Origin of the sequence: Kribbella sp. (assembly GCF_035687465.1) — a bacterium.
In the GTDB taxonomy this organism is placed as follows: Bacteria; Actinomycetota; Actinomycetes; order Propionibacteriales; family Kribbellaceae; genus Kribbella.
This window is the reverse complement of the sequence record NZ_DASRXP010000212.1, coordinates 1-21,885: the sequence shown is the minus strand read 5'-3', so window position 1 is coordinate 21,885 and position 21,885 is coordinate 1. Positions and strand designations below refer to the sequence as shown.

Here is a 21,885-nt window from a genome sequence, read left to right as displayed (position 1 = left end):
AGGTCATGCAAGGTGAATCGGTTGGGGGCCGACTCTTCGATGAGGTGGGCGCGCTGGAGTTCCCGGAGTACCAGAAGGGTCTCTGACAACGGGCGATCGAGCATGGCCGCGACGGCGGTGGCGCCGATGTCGGGCCCGGGGTGGAGCCCGAACAACCGGAACAGCTGCGCCGCCTCCGGGCCGAGTGCCTGGTAGGACCAGGAGAAGACCGCACGGACGTCGGTGAGTGAATCCCCTCCGGACAGCTCGTACAGGCGGGTCGCGTCGTCCCGGAGCCCGGCGGCGATCGTGCTCAGGTCGAAGTCCCGGTGGATCGCAGCGTGAGCGGCAGCGAGGGTGAGAGCTAGTGGCAGGCCCGAGCAGAGCGCGGCGATCTCGTCGGCCCCGGCCGGATCCAGCACGACACGCTCCGCGCCGAGTCGGCTGACCAGCAACTGACGCGAGCCGTCGACTGACAGGCGGTCGACTGGGACTGGCTCCGCGCCGGCGGCGATCAGCCCGTCCAACTGGTGGCGGCTCGTCACGACGACCAGGCAGCTCTGCGTCCCGGGCAGCAATGGCCTGACCTGGTCGGCGTCCCGGGCGTTGTCCAGCACGATCAGGAACTTCCGGCCTGCGACCAGGCTGCGATAGAGCGCGACCTGTCGGTCCAGCGTCGCCGGAATCGCCGCGGGCGACACCTGCAGGGCATCGAGGAAGCCGCGCACGACCTCCTCCGTGGACGCGGGCACGCCCGAGGGATCGAAGCCACGCAGGTTCACCGCAAGCTGCCCGTCCGGGAACTCCGCCGCCATCCGGTGGGCCCAGTGCAGGGCCAAGGCCGTCTTCCCCGCGCCCGCTGTGCCCATGATCACCGCGACCCGGGCACCTGACTCGCGCCCGGCCAGCTCATCGAGAGCCTTGACTGCGAGCTCCCGCCCGATCAGCTGCCCGCCGGTGCCGGGCAGTTGGCGCGGGACGACCCGGGGAAGCTGTGCCGGCTCACGCAGGAGCAGTCGCAGCTGGATCTCCTGAAGCTGCGGACTCGGGTCGGAGCCGAACTCCTCGGCGATACGCTGCCTGATCCGCTCATACCCGGCCAGGGCCTCGGCGGTCCGGTCGGACGCATCGAGGACGACCAGCAGCCGTGCCCACAGGGACTCCCGCAACGGATGCTCGGCGCTGAGCTCCAGCAGCCTGGCCAGCTGGTCCGCCTCGTTGCCCTCGGCAATTGCCAGGTCGACCCGTCGTTCGACGGCGGAGAGCTGCCGCTCGATCCACCGCGGAGCCTCACACCGTTCCAGCCAGGACGACCCGGTATCGGCGAAGGGGGTCCCGCGCCACAACGCCAGCGCCTGGTCCAGGGTCTCCGCTTCGTCCGGTCCGCCGACAGCGGCCTCACTCAGCAGGCGATCGAAGCGGAGCGCGTCGATCTGGTCGGGCTCGGCCATCAGTTGGTAGCCCGCTGGCCTGGTGGCCAGCAGGTCGGCGCCCAGTCTGGCGCGCAGCCGCGTCATCACGGTGTGCAGGCCGGCTCGCGGGTCGGCCGGCGGCTCCTCGTCCCAGAGGGCGGAGATGAGTTCGTGGTGCGGGACCGGCGTACCGGCTTGGAGTGCCAGCCGGACGAGTGCCGCCCGCGGCCTGGTCCCGGGCAGGTCGAGCGGGCGACCGTCGACGGTGACCTCGAGGCGCCCCAGACAACCGACAGAGAGTCTCCGTCCGCTGACATCCATCCGCACACGATGGCACGCCCGGGTAGCAGGCACACGCCTGATCCGCCGCCGTCCCGGGCTGTGGAAGGAATCGGGCGGTCAGGACGTTGCGTGTAACATAGATACAACAGAGATACGTGATGTAGGGGCGAGGAGAGTAGTGAGCGAGGGTTCGTCGGAACGGGGTACGACGACTACGGGGTTCGCCCTGGGGGAGGAAACGACCGAGATCGCCCGGATCGTGGCGGAGGCCGCTCCGGGAGTGGAGCGCATTCCTGCCGCGGAGCGGGTCTATGCGTACGTGAAGGCGGCGATCCTGGACCGGGTCTACCCAGGCAATGAGCTGCTGTCCGAGGGTGAGCTGGCCGCCGCTGTCGGAGTCTCCCGTACTCCGGTCCGTGAGGCGCTGCTCCGGTTGGAAGAGTCCGGCCTGGTCAAGCTCTACCCCAAGCGTGGCGCATTGGTGCTCCCGGTGCTGCCGCAGGAGATCAACGACGTCCTCGAGGCGCGCGAGCTGATCGAGACGCATGCGGCCGCCAAGGTCTGGCCCCGGCGGAAGAAGCTGGCCGAAACCCTGAAGCCGCACCTCGACGAGATGCGTGCGCACCGCAAGGCGGGTAACGCGAAGAGCTTCCTGGAGGCGGACCGCGCGTTCCACGAGGCGATCGTCGGTGCCGCTGGCAACGAGATCCTCGCCAAGCTCTACAACACCCTGCGCGATCGTCAGGTCCGGATGGGCGTACCGGGCATCGAGATGCAGCCGGCCCGGATGGACAAGTCCATCACCGCACACCAGGAGATGATCGACGCGCTCGGCGGGAACAGCAACAGGCGCTTCCGTGAGCTCGTCGTCGCCCACATCCACGTCGCCGCCGCGGATCTGCGGGGCCTGCAGTGACCGAACTCCTCTTCCCCCTGGGCGGTCGGCGAGCCTGGGCGGTGTGGGGCACTGCTGTCCTGACGTACCTGGTCACCGTGCTGCACCGCGGCTCGATGAGCGTCGCCGGCCTGCAAGCGGCCGAGCGGTTCGACATCTCCGCTTCCGCCCTCGCGAGCTTCACCGTCGTCCAGTTGACCGTGTACGCCGCGATGCAGGTGCCGGTGGGCATCCTGCTCGACAGGTACGGGTCGAAACGCCTGCTGATCGCTTCCTCCGGGCTGCTCTTCGTCGCCCAGTCCGCGTTCAGCCTGGTCGACTCCTACCCCGCCGCGCTCGCGGCCCGGGCGGTCCTCGGCGTCGGCGACGCGCTGGTCTTCATCAGCGTGTTGCGAGTGGTCATGTCGTGGTTCCCCGCTCTCCGTCAGCCGGTGATGTCACAGGCCACCGGCATGCTCGGCGGCGTCGGCGCGATCATCTCGACCGTGCCGATGGCGGCCGCGTTCCACGCGTTCGGCTGGACCGGCACCTTCGCCGGCGCGAGCGTGCTCAGCCTGCTGACCGGCGTCGCCGTCCTGTTCCTGATCAAGGACAGCCCGTACGACGAGCCGTTGCACCGGACGAAGCAGTCCCTCGCGGAGGTGCAACACAACCTCCGCAGGGCCTGGCGGGAACCGGGCACCAGGCTCGGCCTGTGGACCCACTTCACCACCAGCTTCTCCGGCAGCACCTTCGGCTTGCTCTGGGGATACCCGTTCCTGGTCCAGGGCCAAGGTCTGGCTCCGACGACAGCGGCGGCCATGCTGATCCTGCCGGTGCTCGCCGGACTCCTGTACGGCCCGCTCGTCGGCCGGTACGCGGCGAGGTTCCCCTTCTACCGGTCTTGGATCGTGCTGGCGGTGATCGCGGGATCCGTGACCATGTGGACCGTGGTACTGCTCTGGCCCGGCCGGGCTCCGATGCCGGTCCTGCTGCTCCTGATCGTCGTCCAGGCGGCTGGTGGGCCCGGGTCGATGCTCGGATTGGACTACGCGCGGACCTTCAACCCGGCGACCCGGTTCGGGGCGGCGAACGGGATGGTCAACACCGGCGGGTTCATCGCCACGCTGATCTGTATCGGCATGGTCGGGATCCTGCTGGACGCGTCCTCCGGCGGTGCGGCGCAGACGATCACCGACTTCAAGTGGGCGCTGACGTTCCAGTACGTGCTGTGGGCGATCGGCACCATCCAGATCCTCCGGTACCGCCGCCGCGCCCGGGCGAGCCTGGCCCGCTACAACCCGGAGATCTACGAAGCCCTCCGCGCCAACCAGGTCGTCCCCCTGGCCGACACCCAGGGCATCACCAAGATCCCCGCCTGACCCGAAATCCCGCAGTACGAGCGAAGCAGGCCCCGGAGCAAGTTGCTCCGGGGCCTGCTGTCAGCGGGGCTGGCACGGGGTGTCAGGGCGGTGCCAGAGGGATGCCAGCGGGGTGGCGGACGGTGGTTCCAGATACATCCAGCTAGGAGGAACCGATGTCCACAACGAACCAGGTCGCCATCGAGGCCGTTGGTCTGGTCAAGAAATATGGCAGCACCACCGCACTGGACCGCGTCGACCTGTCCGTGCCGACCGGCACCGTGCTCGGAGTACTGGGCCCGAACGGCGCCGGGAAGACCACCGCCGTCCGCATCCTCGGCACCCTGCTGCGGCCGGACGCCGGGCACGCGACGGTCGGCGGGTACGACGTCGTCCGCGAAGCTGGCCGGGTCCGCGAGATCATCGGCCTGACCGGGCAGTACGCGTCGGTCGACGAGGACATGTCCGGGCGCCGCAACCTGATCATGATCGGCCGCCTGCAGGGGATGAGCAGGCCGGCCGCGCGAGCCAGGGCCGACGAGTTGCTCGAGCGGTTCGAGCTGACCGAGGCCGGCCTGAGGATCGCCAAGACCTACTCCGGTGGGATGCGCCGCAGGCTCGACCTGGCCGCCAGCCTGGTCGGCTCGCCGAGCATCCTGTACCTCGACGAGCCCACCACCGGACTGGACCCGCATGCCCGCAACGGCGTCTGGGAGACCATCCGCAACCTGGTTCTCGACGGGACCACGGTGCTGCTGACCACGCAGTACCTGGAAGAGGCCGACGCGCTGGCCGACTCGATCATGGTGATCGACAAGGGCAGGGTGGTCGCCGCCGGACGGCCGGCCGAACTGAAGGCGCAGGCCGGTAAGCAGTCGCTCGACGTCCGGCCGGCCGAGCCGGGTCACCTGGAGCGGGTCGCGGCGATCGTCGCCGAGTCGGTCGGGGTCCGGCCGTCCGTCGACGTGGTGAACGCGCTGGTCAGTGTCCCGGTCAGCGACGGCAGTTCGCTGCCGGTCGTGGTCCGCCGGCTGGACGAGGCCGGTATCGCCGTCACCGAACTGGCCCTGCGGCTGCCCAGCCTGGACGAGGTCTTCCTCGCGCTCACCGGGCACGCCACCGAAGCAGCCGACAGCACCGCAGTCCTGGAAGGAGCGGGCCGATGAGCACCGCGACACTCGAAGCACCACCTGCCACCCCCGCCCCCGCAGGCCACCGGAGCCGGCCGTTCGCCTGGGTCCCGCAGAGCCTGACGCTTGCCTGGCGCAACATCATCCGGATCCGGCAGAACCCGGAAGCACTGGCGGACGTGACGTTCCAGCCGATCATCTTCCTGGTGCTGTTCCTGTTCGTCTTCGGCGGTGCGATCTCGACCGGTGGAAGGTGGCAGGACTACCTGCCGTTCCTGCTGCCGGGCTTGCTGGTGCAGACCGTGGTGTTCTCCACCATGGGCACCGGCGTGGCGCTGAACGACGACTTCGCCAAGGGGGTGTTCGACCGGTTCCGGAGTCTGCCGATCGCCCGGATCTCGCCGCTCGTCGGAGCCGTGCTGGGCGACGCGGTCCGGTACATGATCTCGATCGTGATCCTGATGGGCACCGGCTTCGCGCTGGGATTCCGGTTCGAGAACGGCGTGGGCAACGGGTTGCTCGCCTGCCTGGTGGTGCTGGTGTTCGCCCTGGCGCTGTGCTGGATCTGGGTGTGGCTGGGACTCAAGCTGCGGACCGCCCAGAGTGTGCAGGGGGTGGCGTTCCTGGTGATGTTCCCGTTGACCTTCGGCAGCAACGTGTTCGTGAACCCGGACACGATGCCGGGATTCCTGAAGGCGTTCGGGAAGGTGAATCCGGTCAACTACCTGGTCGACACGATGCGCGGGCTGATGCTCGGCGGCGACGTCCAGAAGCCGCTGCTCATCACCCTCGCGTCGATGGTCGGTCTGGTCGCGATCTTCGCCCCGCTGGCCATCCGCGCCTACCGGCGCCGGACCTGAGCTCCGCTGCCCCGGACGCTGAGGGGTCGTCCTCGGGCAGCTGGAAAGCGGGTGGGTGCTGAGGTGATCTCAGCACCCACCCGCTGGTCGTTTAGCAGGTCGATGGCGCCGGCAGGCCGAGGAAGCGGGCCGACAGGAATGCGACTGCGGCCGGGGCGCCGGTGACCGCGAGGATGTTGTGTTCGCTCGCATAGTCGGTGTAGAAGGTCACCTTCGTGCCCTTGGCGCACCAGGAGTCATTGAGCGCCTTGCCGGCCGCCCACGGGATCAGCTCGTCGAACTTCGAGTGGTAGAGGTAGACGGGAGCCTTCGGTGCGTTGTCTCCCATCTTGTTGATGCGCAGGACCTGCTGAGCCACCGGCGCGGCCAGCGGATCGGGGAGATCGCTGTACTGCTTGACGGTTCGGAACGCGTACAGCGCCTCCTCGACGACACACAGATCGTCCATCTCCTGGATCAACTGCTTGCCCTGGGCATTGAAGATCGCGAGCAGTTCCGGGTACTCCCGGCTCACCCCAATCGCCGCCGCCAGGAACAACCCCGAGAACGGACCGCCGTCCATCTGGCGTCCGGCCGCCGCCAGGTCAGCCGGAGTACCACCGGAAGCGACCCCAGCGATCTTCAGTTCAGGCGCGTACGACGGCTGCAACTCCGCCGCCCAGCCCGTTGCCAGGCCGCCACCCGAGTAGCCCCACAGACCAATCGGAGAGCGGGCCGTCACACCGGATTCGGGAGAAGCAAGCGTCGCCCGGACCCCATCCAGTACTGCGTGACCTTCCAGCCGCCCGGCCCCATAGGCATCCCGCGGACCCTGGTAGTCCGTCACCACGACGGCCCAGCCTTTCGCGAGGCCGAGCGCGAGCAGCGGAATCTCCTTCTCCAGCCCGGTCCGCAACCCATACGAGGGGTTGCACTGGTCACCGAGGGAGTCCGTGGCCGGCTGGTACGACAGCAGCGGCCGCTGACCGAAGTACGGCGTCAACGGCACGATCACCGTGGACACCACAGTGATCGGACGGTTCTTCGCATCCGTACTGCGTGACTGCAACTGGAATGCCTTGACTGGCAGGGGAATCCCCAAGCCGGTCACGGTGACACTGCGCTTCTTGAGCACAGCACCGGGTTGCTTCGTCTCGTACCCGGGAGCCGGCTGGTAGAAGGCGTCCTGGTCCGGTTCGGGGATCGCTGCGGTGGCAGCTGGTTTCGCGGACGCGACAGGTGCTGCCGCTACCAGTAATCCTGCGGTCAGTGCCGTGGTCGTCAGAGCGACGATTGCCGTCCTTCTCATGAGCGGGTCCTTGCTGTCGGGGTAGCGGGCGATACAGCAACTACTGCTTGCAGGGGTCTGGTTACGGCAGCGCGGCCAGTTCGCGGATGGCCACCTTGCCGGTAGCGGTGCGCGGCAGCTCGGAGAGAAAGACGACCTCCCGCGGCACCTTGAAGCGGGCCAGGTTCTCCCGGACGTGGTCGCGGATCGTGATCTCGCTCAAGGTGGCTCCGGCCGCCAGTACGACGAACAGCCGCAACCGCTGGCCGAACTCCTCGTCAGCCACGCCGATCGACGCCACCTCGGCCACGCCGGGCATCGCCTCGACCAGGTTCTCCACCTCGACCGGGAAGACGTTCTCGCCGCCGGACACGATCATGTCGTCGTCGCGGCCGTCCACGAACAACCGGCCGCCGGTATCCAGATGACCGAGGTCGCCGGTGCTGAGCAGGCCGTCGATCATGTCCTTGTGGCCGCCGCCGCTGTAGCCGCCGAAACTGAGCCCGTTGCCGACGAAGATCCTTCCGGTGACTCCCGGCGTGGTGACCACCCGCGCCGACTCGTCGTACAGGCGGACCTGGCAGCCGACCGGGGGCAGGCCGGCGGTGCCGGGCGCGGCGAGCCAGTCGGCGGGCATCGCGACGGTCGCGACGGCGCATTCGGTCGAGCCGTAGAGGTTGTGCAGGACGGGGCCGAAGGCATCCATCACCCGGTTGCCGAGATCGGTGGGCAACAGGGCGCCCGCACTCATGATCACCCGCAGGGACGAGGTGTCGTGCCGGGCGAGTTCGTCAAGGGCGAGGATCCGTTGCAGCATCGTCGGCACCACGATCAACGCCGTCGCGCGATGCGTAGCGACCGACTCGACAGTGCCGAGTGCGTCGAACCGGCGCCGGACGACGATGGTCGCGCCGAGCGCGAGCGCCATGATGAACTGCGTGAGCCCGGTCCCGTGGAACGTCGGCGCCGCGATGTGGACGACGTCACCGCGTCGCAGCGGCACGCGATCGAGGAACTGCGCTGCCATCAAGGGCGATCTGACCTGGCGAGGCGCGCCCTTCGGCGTACCGGTGGTGCCGCCGGTCAGGAGGACCATGCCTGCCTGCCGCTTGGGCAGCGGCAGGGGAGCCGAAGAGTGTGCGGCGATCAGTTCCTCAAGGTCGCTCGAAGGGCCCCAGGCAACGAACCGCTGGACAGTGGACGGTACCAGGGACAATAGGTCCTCGAACTCCGCATCGAAGACGAGCGCGGAAATCCCTTCTCTCAAAGCGACATCGGCCAGCTGGACCTTGCTGAAGCCTGTGTTCAGCAAGACCAGTCGGGCGCCCAGCTTGCCGCACGCGACCATCGCGTCGACCACGCCGCGATGGTCGCGGCACAGCACGCCGATGACATCAGCCGGACCGAGCCCGGAGGACATCCAGCCCCGAACGAGTGCATTCGCCCGGCGGTCGACCTCGCCGTACGTGAGTCGTCCGAGCTCGTCGATCAGGGCCAGGTCGTCCGGACTGCGCCGCGCTCCGACCTGGGCGGCTCCAGCGATCGCGCCGAGCCGGCGGATCGAGATCGAGGTCCGCGCGGTGAGCACCGGCCGCCTCAGGTCGAGCATCCCGGCCCGGCGCAGCACACCGACCGCGCGCACTCTGTCCGCCAATCGCATGGCGCCTCCAGGGATCAAGCGAAAATAGGACTTTTCACTTGGAAACTGGTCAGTAATGTAGAGCCGATCTGGCTAAGATGACAAGGGTTCAGGCACGGGGTATCGACAAGAGGTGGAATGAGCGAACCCTCCGCACGCCGCTACTCCGGCCGCTCGGTGGACGAGTGGAAGGCGGCGCGACGGGAGCGTCTGCTGGATGCGGCGCTGGAACTGTTCGGAACCGAGGGGTACCCCGCGACCTCGGTGGAACGCCTGTGTGCACAGGCGAAGGTGTCGACCCGGCACTTCTACCACGAGTTCCAGAACAAGGAAGCCGTGCTGCTCGCGGTGCACGCCCAGGTGATCGAGCTGGCGGTCCGTAGTACCGGCGAGGCGCTGGCCGCGACGAGGGACGCACCGGTCGAGGAGCGGATCGTCGCGGCGGTCGACGGTTACCTGCAGACGATCATGGCGGACCTGCGGCGGGCGCGGGTGTCGTTCGTCGAGGTGGTAGGCGCGAGCCCGGCGGTCGAGGAGCAGCGGATCGCCTTTCGCGAGCTGCTGATCTCCAGCGTGGTCGGCGTCGGTGACACCGCGGTCGCACGCGGGGAGATCACCCGCAAGGACTTCCGCTTCCTCGGGCTGAGCTTCATGGGGGCGGTCAACACGGTCGTCTACGACTGGATGCTGACCGATCCGCGCCCGCCGGAGGAAAAGGTCCAGGCCGCGCTGCGGAATCTGGCCGTCTCGCTGATGACGACCTGAGGTTCAAGCGGGGCTGAACTGCTTGCGGAGCTCGGCGATGGCGTCGTCACGGGCCAGCGAGGCGCCCGCCTCGTAGGCGGCCTCATGCCGGTCGGTCCCGAGGATCTCTCGCAGTTGGCCGACAGTCTCGCGTACGTCCGCGCCGGACATCGTCCGCCGGCCCCGGGTGGCTGCCGCGAGCCCCAGCAGCCGGGCAGCAGCTGCTGGGTCGTCGTTCAGGTAGACCGCGGCGGCCGCATCGACGACCCCGGAGATGAGTGGCATGTCCTCGGTGGACAACGCGAGCTCGACGCTCAGCTTGGCGTGCGCGTGGGCATCGTCGAGTTCCTTGCGGGCGGCAGTCACCCGGGCCAGCTCACCCAGTGCCATTGCCTGCCCGTGCGGTGCCATCCGCTCGATCTCCAGATCGAGGTACGAGTAGCCGGTCTCGGCCAGCTGGAGCGCTTGGTCGAGTCGTCCAGCGCGCCGCTCGAGAGCGGCCAGCCCGAGGAGCCCGGAGGCCTGGCTGCTGCGGCTGCCGGTCTCCTCGGCCATCCGGAGCGACGCGTGCAGATCCTCACGGGCCCCGTCCAGATCGCCCAGGTCCGCTCGGCTGAACCCGCGGCTCGCGTACAAGTGGCCGAGGCCCTCTGTGGTGCCGAGCTCCTCGATCAGGCCGATCGCCTCGCTGTAGGAGTCGATCGCCGCCTGGTGGTCGCCGCTGCTGCCCTGGTAGCTGGCGAGGCCGCGGAGCGCCAGCGAGATTCCCCAGCGTTCGCCCAGGGTGCGGAAACCCTCGAGCGCGATGGCCAGGTCGCTCGCCATCTGGTCGAGCTCACCCTCGTTCTCGAGGAACATCGCCTGCATCATCACGGCCATCGATCGGGTCCACGGATCCTGGTGGTTCCGGGCCTCGTCGAGCTCGCGGAAGGAGGCGGCCTTGTCGCGCCGGATCGCCGCCCAGACGGCATTGGTGAACCGCCCGACCGCGGATTCGGCGACCTCCGCATGCTGCCGGCTGACCAGCCTGACCTCGGCCAGCCCGCGGACCGCCCGCGCGTACGAGGTCGCCGGATCGTCGCCGTACGAGAGGACGCCGATCGCCGACAGCATCAGGGCGGTGCTCCGGTCGATCGGTTTGCTGGGACCCGGCACCGCGAGAGCCGCCTCGAACCAGTTGACCGCCTCCTTGGGCCGGCCGCGCATGGTCCAGTACTCGCCGAGCACCGAGACCAGCTTGAGCGCGAGTGCGGCATCGCCGGTATCGACCGCTGTGCGCAAGGCATCCAGCAGGTTCTCGTTGTCCGCGTCCAGGCGTGCGATCCAGTGCAGTTGTTCGCCTGTTCGCAGCTTGGGCTGGGCCTGGCGGAGCAACTCGCTGAAGTACGTGGTGTGGGCCTGCCTGATCCGGTCGGATTCACCCGATGCCGCGAGCTGGTCAGCGCCGTACGCCTTGACTGTCTCGAGCATCCGGTAGCGCACCGACCTGTCGTCGGCAGCGGCCTCGACGAGCGACTTGTCGACCAGGGACGCCAGTACTCCGAGGACAGCTTCCGGTGGCAGATCGGGTCCGCTGCAGACTCGTTCTGCGGCTTCGAGCGTCGCACCGCCGGAGAACAGCGACAACCGACGGGCAACCGCCTGCTCGTCGGGGTCGAGCAGCTCCCAACTCCACTCGACCACGGCCCGCAACGTCTGATGCCGCGGCAGGGCGGTCCGGCTGCCACTGGTCAGCAGCCGGAACCGGTCGTTGAGCCGCTCGACGATCTGCACGGGAGTCAGCGCGCGAAGGCGGGCGGCCGCCAGTTCGATCGCGAGCGGCATCCCGTCGAGCCGCCGGCAGATCTCACCGATCGCGGCCCGGTTGGCGTCGTTCACAGCGAAGTCCGGCCGTACTGCGCGGGCGCGGTCCACGAACAGCTGCAACGACGGGTAGCCGTCGTCAGTGCTGTCCACCGGCGGCAGCCCGAGTGGTCCAACCTGATGCAGGTGTTCGCCGGGGATGCTGAGCGGCTCGCGACTCGTGGTCAGCACCCGGAGCCGGGGGCACTCGGCCAGCAGGGAGTCGACCAGCTTCGCCACCTCTTGAATCAGGTGCTCGCAGTTGTCGAGCACCAGCAGGATGCGGCGGTCCGCGATCACCTCGACCAGTCGCTCGGTCGCCGCGCGGCTGGTCGGGAAACCTTTGGGTGCCAGCCCGGCGTGCATGTGGTCGACGTACTCACTCGCGCCCAGCGCACCGAGCAGCGCGGGAGCCACATCCGCCGCGTCGCCCAGCGGCGCCAGCTCGACCAGCCAGATCCCGTCGCCACTCTGTTCCACCAGCGAACGACCGGTCTCGGTCGCGAGCCTGGTCTTGCCTGCGCCGCCCGGCCCGACCATCGTGACGAGTCGCGTGCCGTTGCTGAGCAACCGGGTCAGCTCGGTCACGTCGTCACCGCGACCCACGAAGCTGGTCATCGGCGCCCGCAGGTTCGTCCTCGGCGCCGGGCGTGGTGCTGCAACAGCAGCAGCCGGTACTGCGGCAGCCGGGTCGATGGAATCGCCTCGCAGCACCGCGACATGCAACTCGCGCAGCCTGGTCCCGGGATCCGCACCGAGCTGCTCCGCCAGAGTCACCCGGGCCCGCTCGTACGCCGCGAGAGCCTCCGCTTGGCGACCATCGGCGTACAGGGCTCTGATGAGTAGTTCGTGGAGGCGCTCGCGGAGTGGATGACCGACGGCCAGCTGCTCGAGTTCGGCGGTCATCTCGCGGGCGTGACCGGTGACCACCGCGGCCTCGGCGAGGTCCTCGGAGGCGCTCAGCCGTAGCTCGTTCAGCCGATCGGCCTCGACGCCGGCGAACGGGAGATCGTGCAGATCGGCGAAGGCATCACCACGCCAAAGCCGCTCGGCCTGGGTGAGGAGAGCCCGGGCCTGCTCCGGATCCGACGGCAGCAGTTGGCGGCCGCGGCGTACCAGGTCTTCGAACTGGAGAGCGTCGACGCAGTCAGGGCCGATGGTCAGCGTGTAGCCGGCCGGGCCGGACTGGACCGAGACGCTCGACTCGGTACTGGGTAGGCCGGAGCGTAGGCGTGACACCAGGGACTGCAGAGCGTTGGCGCTGGGCGCCTCATTGCCCCACAGTCCGTCGACCAGCGTCTCCACCCCGACCGGCCGGCCCGCACTGAGTGCAAGCCGGGCGAGCAGCCCGCGCAGCCGGACTCCGCGGACGTCCAGCGGAGAACCGTCGGCCGCCCACATCGCGAGAGGACCGAGCACCGCTATGCGCACCCCTCCAGCCTCCCACACGCTCCGGACGAAACCCCCTGACTTTTGTCATCTCCCTGGCCAAGTGGTCCGTGCCGACCATTAAGGTCCTGTCCGTGACCGAGATCGCCGCGCAGACCCAGTCCGCTCTCCACCGCCTCCTCACCGAGCGCCAGACCAAGGGCCGGGTGCCCGGGCTGGTTGGTGCCGTCGCCAGGGGTGGTTCGCTGGCCTGGGCCGATGGGGTGGGGTCGGCCGATCTGGATGATCCGGGAGTCGCGCCGACGGCCGATTCGCAGTACCTGATCGCCTCGCAGAGCAAGACGCTGACGGCGGTCGCCATCATGGCGCTGCGTGACGAAGGCAAGCTCACCCTGGACGACCAGCTGCAGAGCCTGATCCCGGAGAGTAAGCACGCGAGCATCACCGTGCGGCAGTTGCTCAGCCACATCAGCGGCATGCAGCGCGAACCCGTCGGCGACGTGTGGGACGAGATGAAGTTCCCGGATCGCAAGGAGCTGGTCTCGGGCTGGAACGAGGCCGAGCGGATCGGCAAGCCGCATCACCGGTTCCACTACTCGAACCTGGCCTACTCGATGCTCGGCGAGATCGTCGCGCGGCTGGACGGGAGGTCCTGGTACGAGTCGATCCAGGCGCGCATCCTGCAGCCGCTCGAGATGCGGCGGACCACGGTCGGCATGGATGGTGGACCGGCGGCCCAGGGGTACTACGTGCCGCCGTTCTCCGACGTACCGGTCAAGGAGCCGCTGCTCGACCTCGGCGCGATGGACGCCTGCGGAGGTCTCGCCAGTACTGCGGAAGATCTCGCGAAGTGGGCCATGTTCCTGGCGGACCCGGTGGACGAGGTGCTCGCCAAGGACACCCTGGACGAGATGTGCCAGCCGCAGATCATGGCGGACCTGGACCGCTGGCAGCTCGGGTTCGGCCTCGGTTTCATGCTGTTCCGGCTCGGCGAGCGGATCTTCATCGGTCACACCGGCGGGATGCCGGGCCACATCACCGGCACCTTCCTGCACCGCGAATCCGGCACCGCGGGGATCGCCCTGATGAACACGACGTCCGCCCCCGACCCGGCCGGTCTCGCCACCGACCTGGTGATCAAGGTGCTGGAGGACGACCCGGAGCTGCAGACCGCCTGGGTCCCCGGTACTGCGGTGCCGGCGGAGCTGGTCGACGTACTGGGCACCTGGTTCACCGAGGGCCAACCGTTCGTCTTCTCGGTCCGCGAAGGCAAGCTCCAAGCCACGTCCCCCGCGGCCCCGGCCCACAAGCCGCCGGCCGTCTTCGAGCAGATCGCCCCCGACCTCTACCGAACAACCGCCGGCCGCGAAACCGGCGAACTCCTGAGAATCACCCGCAACGAATCAGGCACCCCCACCACCCTCCACTGGGCCACCTACCTCTGCACCCGCCAACCCCTAGCCTTCGGCCAACATCTCTAGGTTTGTCCGAGGTCCGGCCTTTGGATATGCTGCAGCTATCCCCCCAGTTGCTTCGGTGGCTGGGTGCGAAGCCCCACTTCGGTGGGGCTTCTGCTTTTCACCAGCCGGAGGGTTTCGTGATCGTGTGTCCTGAGGCGTCTGTGATGGTCGCCGGGAACTGACTGGCGCGGAGTACGCCGGCGCGGATGGGCTTGGCGAACGAAGGCCTGCACTGGAGGAGTCGCTGGCTCGGCGTCGCCTGAGGATTCAGCACGCCGACCACCTTGCCGAGTTCGTGACAGACGATCCGAATCGGTTCGGTCAGGTCGGAGTCGTTGCTGACCACCGCGAACGCGTCGGCGTCCTCGCGGAACGCGTCGACCAGCAGGTAGGTCGCCAGGTTGACGTCGGAACCCTTCTCTTCGGTCTTGATCACCTCGATGGTCCGCGGGCCGTTCAGCGGTGGGGAGGCCAGCAGCATCCGCGTGGGTTTAGTGAGGAAGCTGCCTAAGTGGACATCGACTTTCGGCAACGTGCCCAGCGCTCGCAGGTACGCGCTCTGGCGAACCGGCGCTTGGGTGTCGTCCACCCGCTCCTTGACCCTGGCGGTGAAGTACCTGATGCGCTTCACCTCGAAGTTGGGCAGCAGGAGATCGGACATCTTCTCCAGGTCCAGCCACTTGTACGGCTGGCCCTTGAGGCTGCCGTAGTAGAGGTTGAAGCCGTCGATGTAGACGTTGATGCGCACCGCGGAAGACTACAGAAGATCTCGGCCGATGGTCTGGAAGCCTTGTGGATAAGAACGTTGTGCCGGTGATCTGCCCGGGGAAGGACCGGGCAGATCAGCGGTTGGGGTTATTTGGTGTAGCCGGTTCGGCCGTCTAGGAGTTCTCTGATGATGTCTAGGTGGCCTGCGTGGCGGGCGGTTTCTTCGATCATGTGGCAGAGGATGAAGCGGACCGAGCCGGGATCTTCGGTGTGGAAGGGGCCCTGTTCCAGGTCGTCGAGGGAGTGGGCGGCGACGATCGCGTTCGAGCGGGCGCACTCCTCGTCGTACTCGTCCAGTAGTTGGGCGAGTGAGACGTCTTCGACGAACATCTCGGCGTCGGGATGTCCGTCCTTGGTCCACGGGGTCTGGCCGGTGTCCGGGGTGTTGAGCAGGTCGAAGTGGAACCATGAGTACTCGACCCAGCGCAGATGGGCGACGATGCCGGCCACCGTCATCAGCGGCGAGGTCGGCAGCACCTTGCGGTGGGCGTCTTCCTCGCTCAGGTCGTCACACTTCAGCCGGATGATGGAACGTTGCACATCCAGCCAGCCGACCAGCTGGGTGCGCTCGTCGGAATCACCGCGCGGACGCGGCTTCACTACGGTCATTGCAGCTCCTGTAGGTGGTACCAGAGCCACCTGTCAGCCGCGGGTGCGACAGGCAGGCAGCACGATGGAAGAACTCGACACCGCACTCACCTCCTTCGCTCGAGCAGCACCCTAGCGGGCCCGGCCGCCCTCGCCAAACCCATTTAGCAGGCGCGCCTTGACCTCGTTCTTGAGGACCTTGCCGACCTTCGAGCGCGGCTGCTCGTCCCACACCTCCACCTGCTTCGGCGTCTTCACCCCGCCGAGCCGGCTCTTCACGTAGTTGCGCACCTCCGACTCGGACACGGTCAGCCCCGGATGCAACTCCAGTACTGCGGTCACCCGCTCGCCCCACTTGTCGTCGGGCAACCCGACGACCGCGCAGTCCCGGATGGCCGGGTACGACATCAGCGCCTGCTCGACCTCCGCCGAGTAGACGTTGAATCCGCCGGTGATGATCATGTCCTTCGCCCGATCCACGATATAGAGGTAGTTGTCTTCGTCCAGGTAGCCGATGTCCCCGGTGTGGTGCCAGCCGTGGCCCGATGCCGCCGCGGTGGCGGCCGGGTCGCGGTAGTAGCCCGCCATCACGAGTGATCCGCGGACGACGATCTCGCCCCGGCTGCCCCGCGGCAGCAGCCGGCCGTCGTCGGCCATGATCGCCACCTGGGTCAGCGGACTGGGTCGTCCGGCCGAGGCGAACCGCTCGACCGCCGGCGTTCCGTCCGGATGGAAGTGGTCGGACGGCGCCATCGTCGAGATCATCATCGGCGCCTCGCTCTGGCCGAACAGTTGCGCCATCACCGGACCGATCCGCAGCAACGCCTCTTCCAGGCGAGTCGCGGACATCGGCGCCGCGCCGTACCAGAAGCACTGCAGGGAGCTCAGATCCGTTGTGGGTAGGGTCTCCTGGCCGAGCAGCATGTAGATCACCGTCGGCGGCAGGAACGTGTGCGTGACCCGGTGCCGTTCGACCAGGGCGAGGAACTCCGGCAGATCCGGCGCCGGCATGATCACGATCTCGCCGCCGAGGGTGAGGATCGGGAAGCACAGTACGCCGGCCGCGTGCGTCAGCGGCGCCAGTGCGAGGTACACCGGTCGGCCCTCGAACGGGTAGCTCATCAGCGTGATCGCCGACATCGTCTCGAGGTTGCGCCCGGTCAGCATCACGCCCTTCGGCCGGCCCGTTGTTCCGCCCGTCCCGACCAGCAGTGCGGTGTCGGCGATCACCGGCGCTTCCCATGGTTCAGCCGGTACGCCGTCCAGCCAACCGGTCAAGCTGGTTGCCTCAGGCAACTCGGCATCCAGGCAGATCACCGTGGTCAGCTTGGGTAGGTCGGGCAGGATCCTTTCCACCAAAGGCAGGAACGCCCGCTGGAAGATCAGGCAGGAGCAGTCGAAGGCGTCGAGGAGTTCACGGTTCTCCGCCGCCTCGTTGCGCGGGTTCACCGGGCACCAGACCGCGCCCGCCCGGGCGATCCCGAAGATGCACGCGAAGGCGATCGGGTTGTTCGCGGACAAGATCGCCACCTTGTCGCCCGGCGCGATCCCGGACTTCGCCAGCGCCCGCGCGACCTGGTGGGAGAACTCCTGCACGTCGGCATAGCTCAGGCTGACGCCGTCCATCGTCAGGCAGGGCAGGTCCGGCCCCAACGACGCCCCTTTGTCGAGGTAGTCGAACAAGCGCAAGAGAGCTCCTCAGAAGAAGGCAGGTGCGGGGGTTCACCGAGGGGGGTTGAGGGAAGCACCCCGCACCTGGTCCTGGCGTCCGCCTAGTGCTGGACCGTCACTACTGGTTCGAGCACGAGACCGAAGCTGCGTAGTACGCCGAGCAACTCGCGATGCCCGAACGCCTGGCACGCCGAAGCGAGGCCGGCCCGCTTCGGCGGCTGCTGGAGCAACGAGTACGCCGCGTACGCCTGCAGGGCACCGGTCTGCTTGTAGTTGCTGTTGCCGTGGATCACGCAGTGCGCCCGCCCGAGTGGGCCGGTGGCATACACGGAGTCCAGCGACGTGTTGATCCGCGGGTTCTCCCTGGGTGGCATGCTCGCCTGGACCGAGGCGGCGACCTCGCCGAGCGCCGCGTCCTGCTGGTCGAGCGGCAGCGTCTTGATCTGCGTCTGCACCATTTTCACGGCTTCGACCACGCCCTCCATCACGGTGCGATCGAAGATCCCAGCGGCGACCTTGACGTTGGCGACCCGCGGGTCGTTCCTGAACCAGACCGGGTGACTCGTCCCACCCCAGGGAAGGGTGAGTGCGGTCGCGTGCTGGCCGGGCACGGTCACCTCGAAGGTGGTGAGCGGATCCCACTTCACCAGCTGGTTCTGCTCCAGGTAATGCCAGTCCGCCTTGAGGATGGTGAAGATCGTCTGGGTCGACGCGTAGCTCGGGGATCCCTTCCACAGCACGAGAATGTCGAGCGTGTCGAGGCCGGGAATCTCCAGGCAGAGGTTCGCCGCGATCTCCCCGGTGGTGTACATCTGCGCGACCCCAGGAGCCAGCAGCAGCCCTTGAGCGGCGTACTTGTCTCCCCAGCCGTTCTGCGCGTCGAGCAGCCAGTCCTGCTCACCCGTGGTGTCGAGGTAGTTGCAGCCGGCCGCGAGCGCCGCCTCGACCACTTCCGGTCCGTACTTCACGAACGGGCCGACCATGTTGCTGACCACCTTCGCGCCGCGGAACAGTTCCGTCAGCGCGCTCACCTCGTGCTCGACCTCGACCACCTCGTGGTCAACGGTGTCGATGCCGGGCACCTTGTCGAGCACTTCCTGGACCCGCTTCTTGTCCCGCCCGGCCGCGATGAAGGGGACGTTGTACTCACGCAGGTACTCGCAGACGAGCCGCCCGGTGTAGCCGGAGGCGCCATAGACGACGACAGGTTTGCTCATCTCACATCCCCATCCCGCCATCGACCGGCAGGCCGGCGCCGGTGATGAACCGGGCCGCGTCCGACGCCAGGAAGACGACCGCGTCGGCCATGTCGGAGACCTCGCCGAGCCGCCCCAGCGGCGTCAGGCCGATCACGTCGCCGACAGCAGCCTCCGCGGACGGCCAGAGCCCGAGCGTGACCATGTCCGCGGCCAGCTTCATCCCCATCTCGGTCGGCACCAGGCCCGGATAAACACAGTTCACCCGTACGCCGTACCCGAGCTTGCCGGACTCCATGGCCGCCACTCTGGTCAGCCGGTCCACCGCGGACTTGGTCGCGGAGTACCCCGCGATGCCGGGGAAGGGGATCGTCGCCGCCACGCTGGAGATGTTGACCACCGAGCCACCAGACCCCGCCGGTCCCTCCGGACGCATCGCGCGGAACGCGTGCTTCAGCCCGAGCGCTGTCCCGAGCACGTTGATCTCCAGCATCTTCCGCACGTCCTGGGGATCGAGATCCACCACCAGACCGGACAGTTCGACACCCGCGTTGTTCACCAGGATGTCCAGGCCGCCGAGCTCACCGATGGTCGCGGTGATCGCTGCTTCCCAGTTCGCGTCGTCGGTGACGTCGAGCGGGATGAACGCGGCCTTGGCGCCGGTGTCCTGCAGTGCGTCGGCGGTCGCTTTGCCGAGGTCCTCCTGGATGTCGGCGATCGCCACCGCCGCTCCTGCTCTGGCCAGCGCCTCGGCCATGCCGGCACCCAGACCGCGAGCTCCTCCGGTCACCAGCGCCTTCCGTCCGGACAGGTCGTACATGGCATCGCCCCCTCTGTGGCTGCGGGTGCCCGATCACCGGTGAGGTGCGGTGACCGGGCGATGCGCTCAGCGTCACCGACTTCTGGACACTCGTCAAGAGTTCCTTGGACAACTGTCAAGAAAACGATCTCGCCGGTAGACTGCGACGGGTTACCTCAGGAAGGCTCACCCGATGACCGACGTCTCCGACCGGATCTCGCGCCGGCAGGTGGACAAGTTCGCGGAGCGACGCGCCCAGCTGGCGAACTCCGCGCTGCGCACCCTGTCGGAGCTCGGCTACGCCCGGACCAGCCTGCGGGAGATCGCCCAGAACTCAGAGTTCTCACACGGCGTGCTGCACTACTACTTCCGCGACAAGGTCGAGCTGATCACCCACTGCGTCAAGCAGTACAAGGCCGAGTGCGTCACTCGCTACGACCAGATCGTGACGACCTCGGTGAGCGCCGACCAGCTGTGCAGGGACTTCGGCATCGCGCTGGCGGCTACCTGCGAGGAGGACGCCCACCTGCACCGGCTCTGGTACGACCTGCGCAACCAGGCCCTGTTCGAGGAGTCCTTCCGCGCCGACGTGATCGAGATCGACAAGTCGCTCGAACTGATGATCTGGCGCATCGTCACCCAATACGCCGAGCTCAGCGGCCGCCCGCTCACCGTCAGCTCAGCCACCGCCTACGGCCTCTTCGACGGCCTCTTCCAGCAGGCCCTCCTCCGCCACCTCGCCAAAGACCCCGCCGCCCTCCCCGAACTCCGCACAGCCACCAGCCAAACCCTCCCCAAACTCCTCGAACCCTGAGCCCGTACTGCGAACCCGTGGCCGGCGGCGCCGATCCGCGGGTCCGGTACGCCGGTCCACGAGGTGCAGGTGGTTCGCGGGTCGGCAGGGTGCGCGTGGTTCGTCGGTGGATAGGTGAATGTGGTTCGCGTCGCCGGGCTGCGGGAGTCTGCTAGTCGTGGTGAGCTGTATCAAGGGCGCCTTTGGCGTCGCCTTCGGCGATCGAACAAGTTCGACCCTTGACACACCTCACCACGACCAGGGAAAGATCGCAGCTGTCCCGGAGCCGCTGCCAAGTACGACCACAGTCCAGGGGATCCCAGTTCCGAAGGCTGCGGGATACCGGTTCCGGGGTGGAGCGAGATTCCGGGCGTTCGCGGGGTGGTGGTTCGCCGAGTGTGAGGACTCGGTCAGCGACTGTGACCACCAGGTCGTCGGCAAGCGTTTACCGACGACCTGGTGGTCACACTCGGCCGGTTGCGCTTCGCGCCAGGATCATATGGGGGGTTAACCCCTCAAACTGTGGGTTGTCACCCGGTATACAGGCAGACAACCCGTCATATCAGGGGACAACCCCTCAACCTGTGGGTTGTCCACCGGCGCCTGTCGACCCACCGGGAACCCGCGTACCAGCTAGTGGAATCGGCGCACCACCAGACGAAACACACCGCGACCCCGGTCCCCGATAGCCGCCTATCCGACCGATAGCACCGGGTAAACCGCCATCGGTCCAATGGCGGGGCAGTCGACCACCCGCGCCTCCACCCGCTAGCCGCTCGTTCGACCGATAGCGCCGTATAAGCCGCCATTGGTCCAATGGCCGGGCAGTCGGCCAGGCGATCCCGCGGAAGCGGGTCGCACATCGGCGTCCGGGATCGCGCGGTCCGGCGGAACCAGCACAACCGGGTCACACATCGGCGCCGGGATCACCCGGGCCGGCGGAACCACCGCAACCCGGTCGCACAGGTGCCACCCCGGGACCAGGCCGGCGGGTGGAACCACCAAAGCAGCTCACACCTCGGCGCGGGATCCGCGTAGCTGCGGTCCTTCCCTGGTCGACGGGGTGGGTGTCAAGGGTCGGACTTGTTCGATCGCCGAAGGCGACGCCGGAGGCGCCCTTGATACCCAGCACGGCGACTAGCACACTCACGCAGCGGAGACCGCGCAACCACACCGCCAATGGCTCAACGCAACCACACCGCCAATGGCTCAACGCAACCAGCACCAATGCCACGGACGCCACCACACTGCCAACGCGAGCGGCGCAACTACAGCCCCATACGCAGACTTCGTCGGCGGTGGTTAGCGCTGGCGGAGGTCGTTGATTCGTTTGGCTTTGCCCAGGGAGCGTTCTAGGGCGTGGGGTTGGACTACCTCGATGCGCGCGGTGATGCCGATGTGGGTTTTGATGCGGTGGGAGAGTGCTGCCGCGGCGGGAGTGTGGTCCAGCAGGCCCGGGGCGGCTTCGACCTGGACGGTGAGTTCGTCGAGGCGGTTCGGGCGGGTGAGGACGCAGAGGTAGTGCGGGGTGAGGCCCTCGACCAGGAGGATCTGTTCCTCGATCTGAGTGGGGAACACGTTCACGCCCCGGACGATCATCATGTCGTCGGTCCGGCCGGTGATCTTCTCCATCCGCCGCATCCCCGGTCGCGCGGTGCCCGGGAGGAGCCGGGTCAGGTCGCGGGTGCGGTAGCGCAGGACGGGGAAGGCTTCCTTGGTCAGGGTGGTGAAGACGAGTTCGCCGACCTCGCCGTCCGGCAGCACCTCGCCGGTGACGGGATCGATGATCTCCGGGTAGAAGTGGTCCTCCCAGATGTGCAGCCCGTCCTTG

General features: G+C 67.9%; 17 protein-coding genes. 7 read left to right on the top strand and 10 right to left on the bottom strand.

From position 1 onward, the window contains the following. A partial coding sequence (locus VFG33_RS10685) for an AfsR/SARP family transcriptional regulator (RefSeq protein ID WP_325025036.1) occupies nt 1-1,712 on the bottom strand: 1,712 nt, incomplete at its 3' end. Between the two features lie 139 nt (nt 1,713-1,851). On the opposite strand from VFG33_RS10685, the gene VFG33_RS10680 reads away from it, so the two are divergent. From VFG33_RS10680 to VFG33_RS10665, 4 genes are all read left to right on the top strand, one after another. Further along, the gene (locus tag VFG33_RS10680) at nt 1,852-2,589 is read left to right on the top strand and encodes a GntR family transcriptional regulator (protein ID WP_325025034.1); all 738 of its coding nucleotides are present in this window, start codon (nt 1,852-1,854) and stop codon (nt 2,587-2,589) included. Then, nucleotides 2,586-3,929 (top strand): MFS transporter, encoded by a 1,344-nt coding sequence (locus VFG33_RS10675; RefSeq protein WP_325025032.1) that lies wholly within the window; start codon nt 2,586-2,588, stop codon nt 3,927-3,929. The genes VFG33_RS10680 and VFG33_RS10675 overlap by 4 nt, the downstream gene beginning before the upstream one ends. Before the next feature lie 155 nt (nt 3,930-4,084). Continuing rightward, entirely contained in the window at nt 4,085-5,074 is a 990-nt protein-coding gene (locus tag VFG33_RS10670; protein ID WP_325025030.1) for an efflux ABC transporter ATPase subunit, DrrA-related, read from the top strand. Then, nucleotides 5,071-5,898, top strand: a complete 828-nt coding sequence (locus VFG33_RS10665; RefSeq protein ID WP_325025028.1) for an ABC transporter permease — start codon at nt 5,071-5,073, stop codon at nt 5,896-5,898. The genes VFG33_RS10670 and VFG33_RS10665 overlap by 4 nt, the downstream gene beginning before the upstream one ends. Nucleotides 5,899-5,989: 91 nt before the next feature. Here the strand turns inward: VFG33_RS10665 and VFG33_RS10660 are convergent, their stop codons facing one another. Continuing rightward, nucleotides 5,990-7,186, bottom strand: a complete 1,197-nt coding sequence (locus VFG33_RS10660; protein ID WP_325025026.1) for a lipase family protein — start codon at nt 7,184-7,186, stop codon at nt 5,990-5,992. Between the two features lie 61 nt (nt 7,187-7,247). Continuing rightward, complete coding sequence (locus tag VFG33_RS10655) at nt 7,248-8,825, bottom strand: AMP-binding protein (RefSeq protein ID WP_325025024.1); 1,578 nt, start codon at nt 8,823-8,825, stop codon at nt 7,248-7,250. Nucleotides 8,826-8,942: 117 nt separating this feature from the next. Between VFG33_RS10655 and VFG33_RS10650 the strand changes: the two genes are divergently transcribed. Next, entirely contained in the window at nt 8,943-9,569 is a 627-nt protein-coding gene (locus VFG33_RS10650; protein WP_325025022.1) for a TetR/AcrR family transcriptional regulator, read from the top strand. A gap of 3 nt (nt 9,570-9,572) precedes the next feature. Here VFG33_RS10650 and VFG33_RS10645 read toward each other — a convergent pair whose 3' ends face one another. Further along, on the bottom strand, nt 9,573-12,809 hold the full coding sequence (locus VFG33_RS10645; protein ID WP_325025020.1) for an ATP-binding protein: 3,237 nt from the start codon (nt 12,807-12,809) through the stop codon (nt 9,573-9,575). A gap of 104 nt (nt 12,810-12,913) precedes the next feature. Here VFG33_RS10645 and VFG33_RS10640 point away from each other — a divergent pair, with 104 nt between their 5' ends. Further along, nucleotides 12,914-14,260 carry a serine hydrolase domain-containing protein gene (locus VFG33_RS10640; RefSeq protein ID WP_325025018.1) on the top strand — a complete coding sequence of 449 codons (1,347 nt, stop codon included), beginning with the start codon at nt 12,914-12,916 and terminating at the stop codon, nt 14,258-14,260. Between the two features lie 97 nt (nt 14,261-14,357). Here the strand turns inward: VFG33_RS10640 and VFG33_RS10635 are convergent, their stop codons facing one another. The 5 genes from VFG33_RS10635 to VFG33_RS10615 form a co-directional block, all read right to left on the bottom strand. After that, nucleotides 14,358-14,987: an NYN domain-containing protein gene (locus tag VFG33_RS10635; RefSeq protein WP_325025016.1), complete on the bottom strand. Its 630-nt coding sequence runs from the start codon at nt 14,985-14,987 to the stop codon at nt 14,358-14,360. A gap of 107 nt (nt 14,988-15,094) precedes the next feature. After that, complete coding sequence (locus tag VFG33_RS10630) at nt 15,095-15,616, bottom strand: DinB family protein (protein WP_325025014.1); 522 nt, start codon at nt 15,614-15,616, stop codon at nt 15,095-15,097. 111 nt (nt 15,617-15,727) lie between these two features. Next, entirely contained in the window at nt 15,728-17,284 is a 1,557-nt protein-coding gene (locus VFG33_RS10625) for an acyl-CoA synthetase (RefSeq protein ID WP_325025012.1), read from the bottom strand. A gap of 83 nt (nt 17,285-17,367) precedes the next feature. Continuing rightward, complete coding sequence (locus tag VFG33_RS10620; protein ID WP_325025010.1) at nt 17,368-18,483, bottom strand: DUF5938 domain-containing protein; 1,116 nt, start codon at nt 18,481-18,483, stop codon at nt 17,368-17,370. A 1-nt stretch (nt 18,484) separates the two neighbouring features. After that, complete coding sequence (locus VFG33_RS10615; protein ID WP_325025008.1) at nt 18,485-19,282, bottom strand: SDR family NAD(P)-dependent oxidoreductase; 798 nt, start codon at nt 19,280-19,282, stop codon at nt 18,485-18,487. 172 nt (nt 19,283-19,454) lie between these two features. On the opposite strand from VFG33_RS10615, the gene VFG33_RS10610 reads away from it, so the two are divergent. Next, on the top strand, nt 19,455-20,075 hold the full coding sequence (locus VFG33_RS10610; protein ID WP_325025006.1) for a TetR/AcrR family transcriptional regulator: 621 nt from the start codon (nt 19,455-19,457) through the stop codon (nt 20,073-20,075). Nucleotides 20,076-21,356: 1,281 nt separating this feature from the next. Here VFG33_RS10610 and VFG33_RS10605 read toward each other — a convergent pair. Beyond that, the coding region (locus tag VFG33_RS10605) for a phenylacetate--CoA ligase (protein WP_524538127.1) at nt 21,357-21,885 on the bottom strand (529 nt) is incomplete at its 5' end.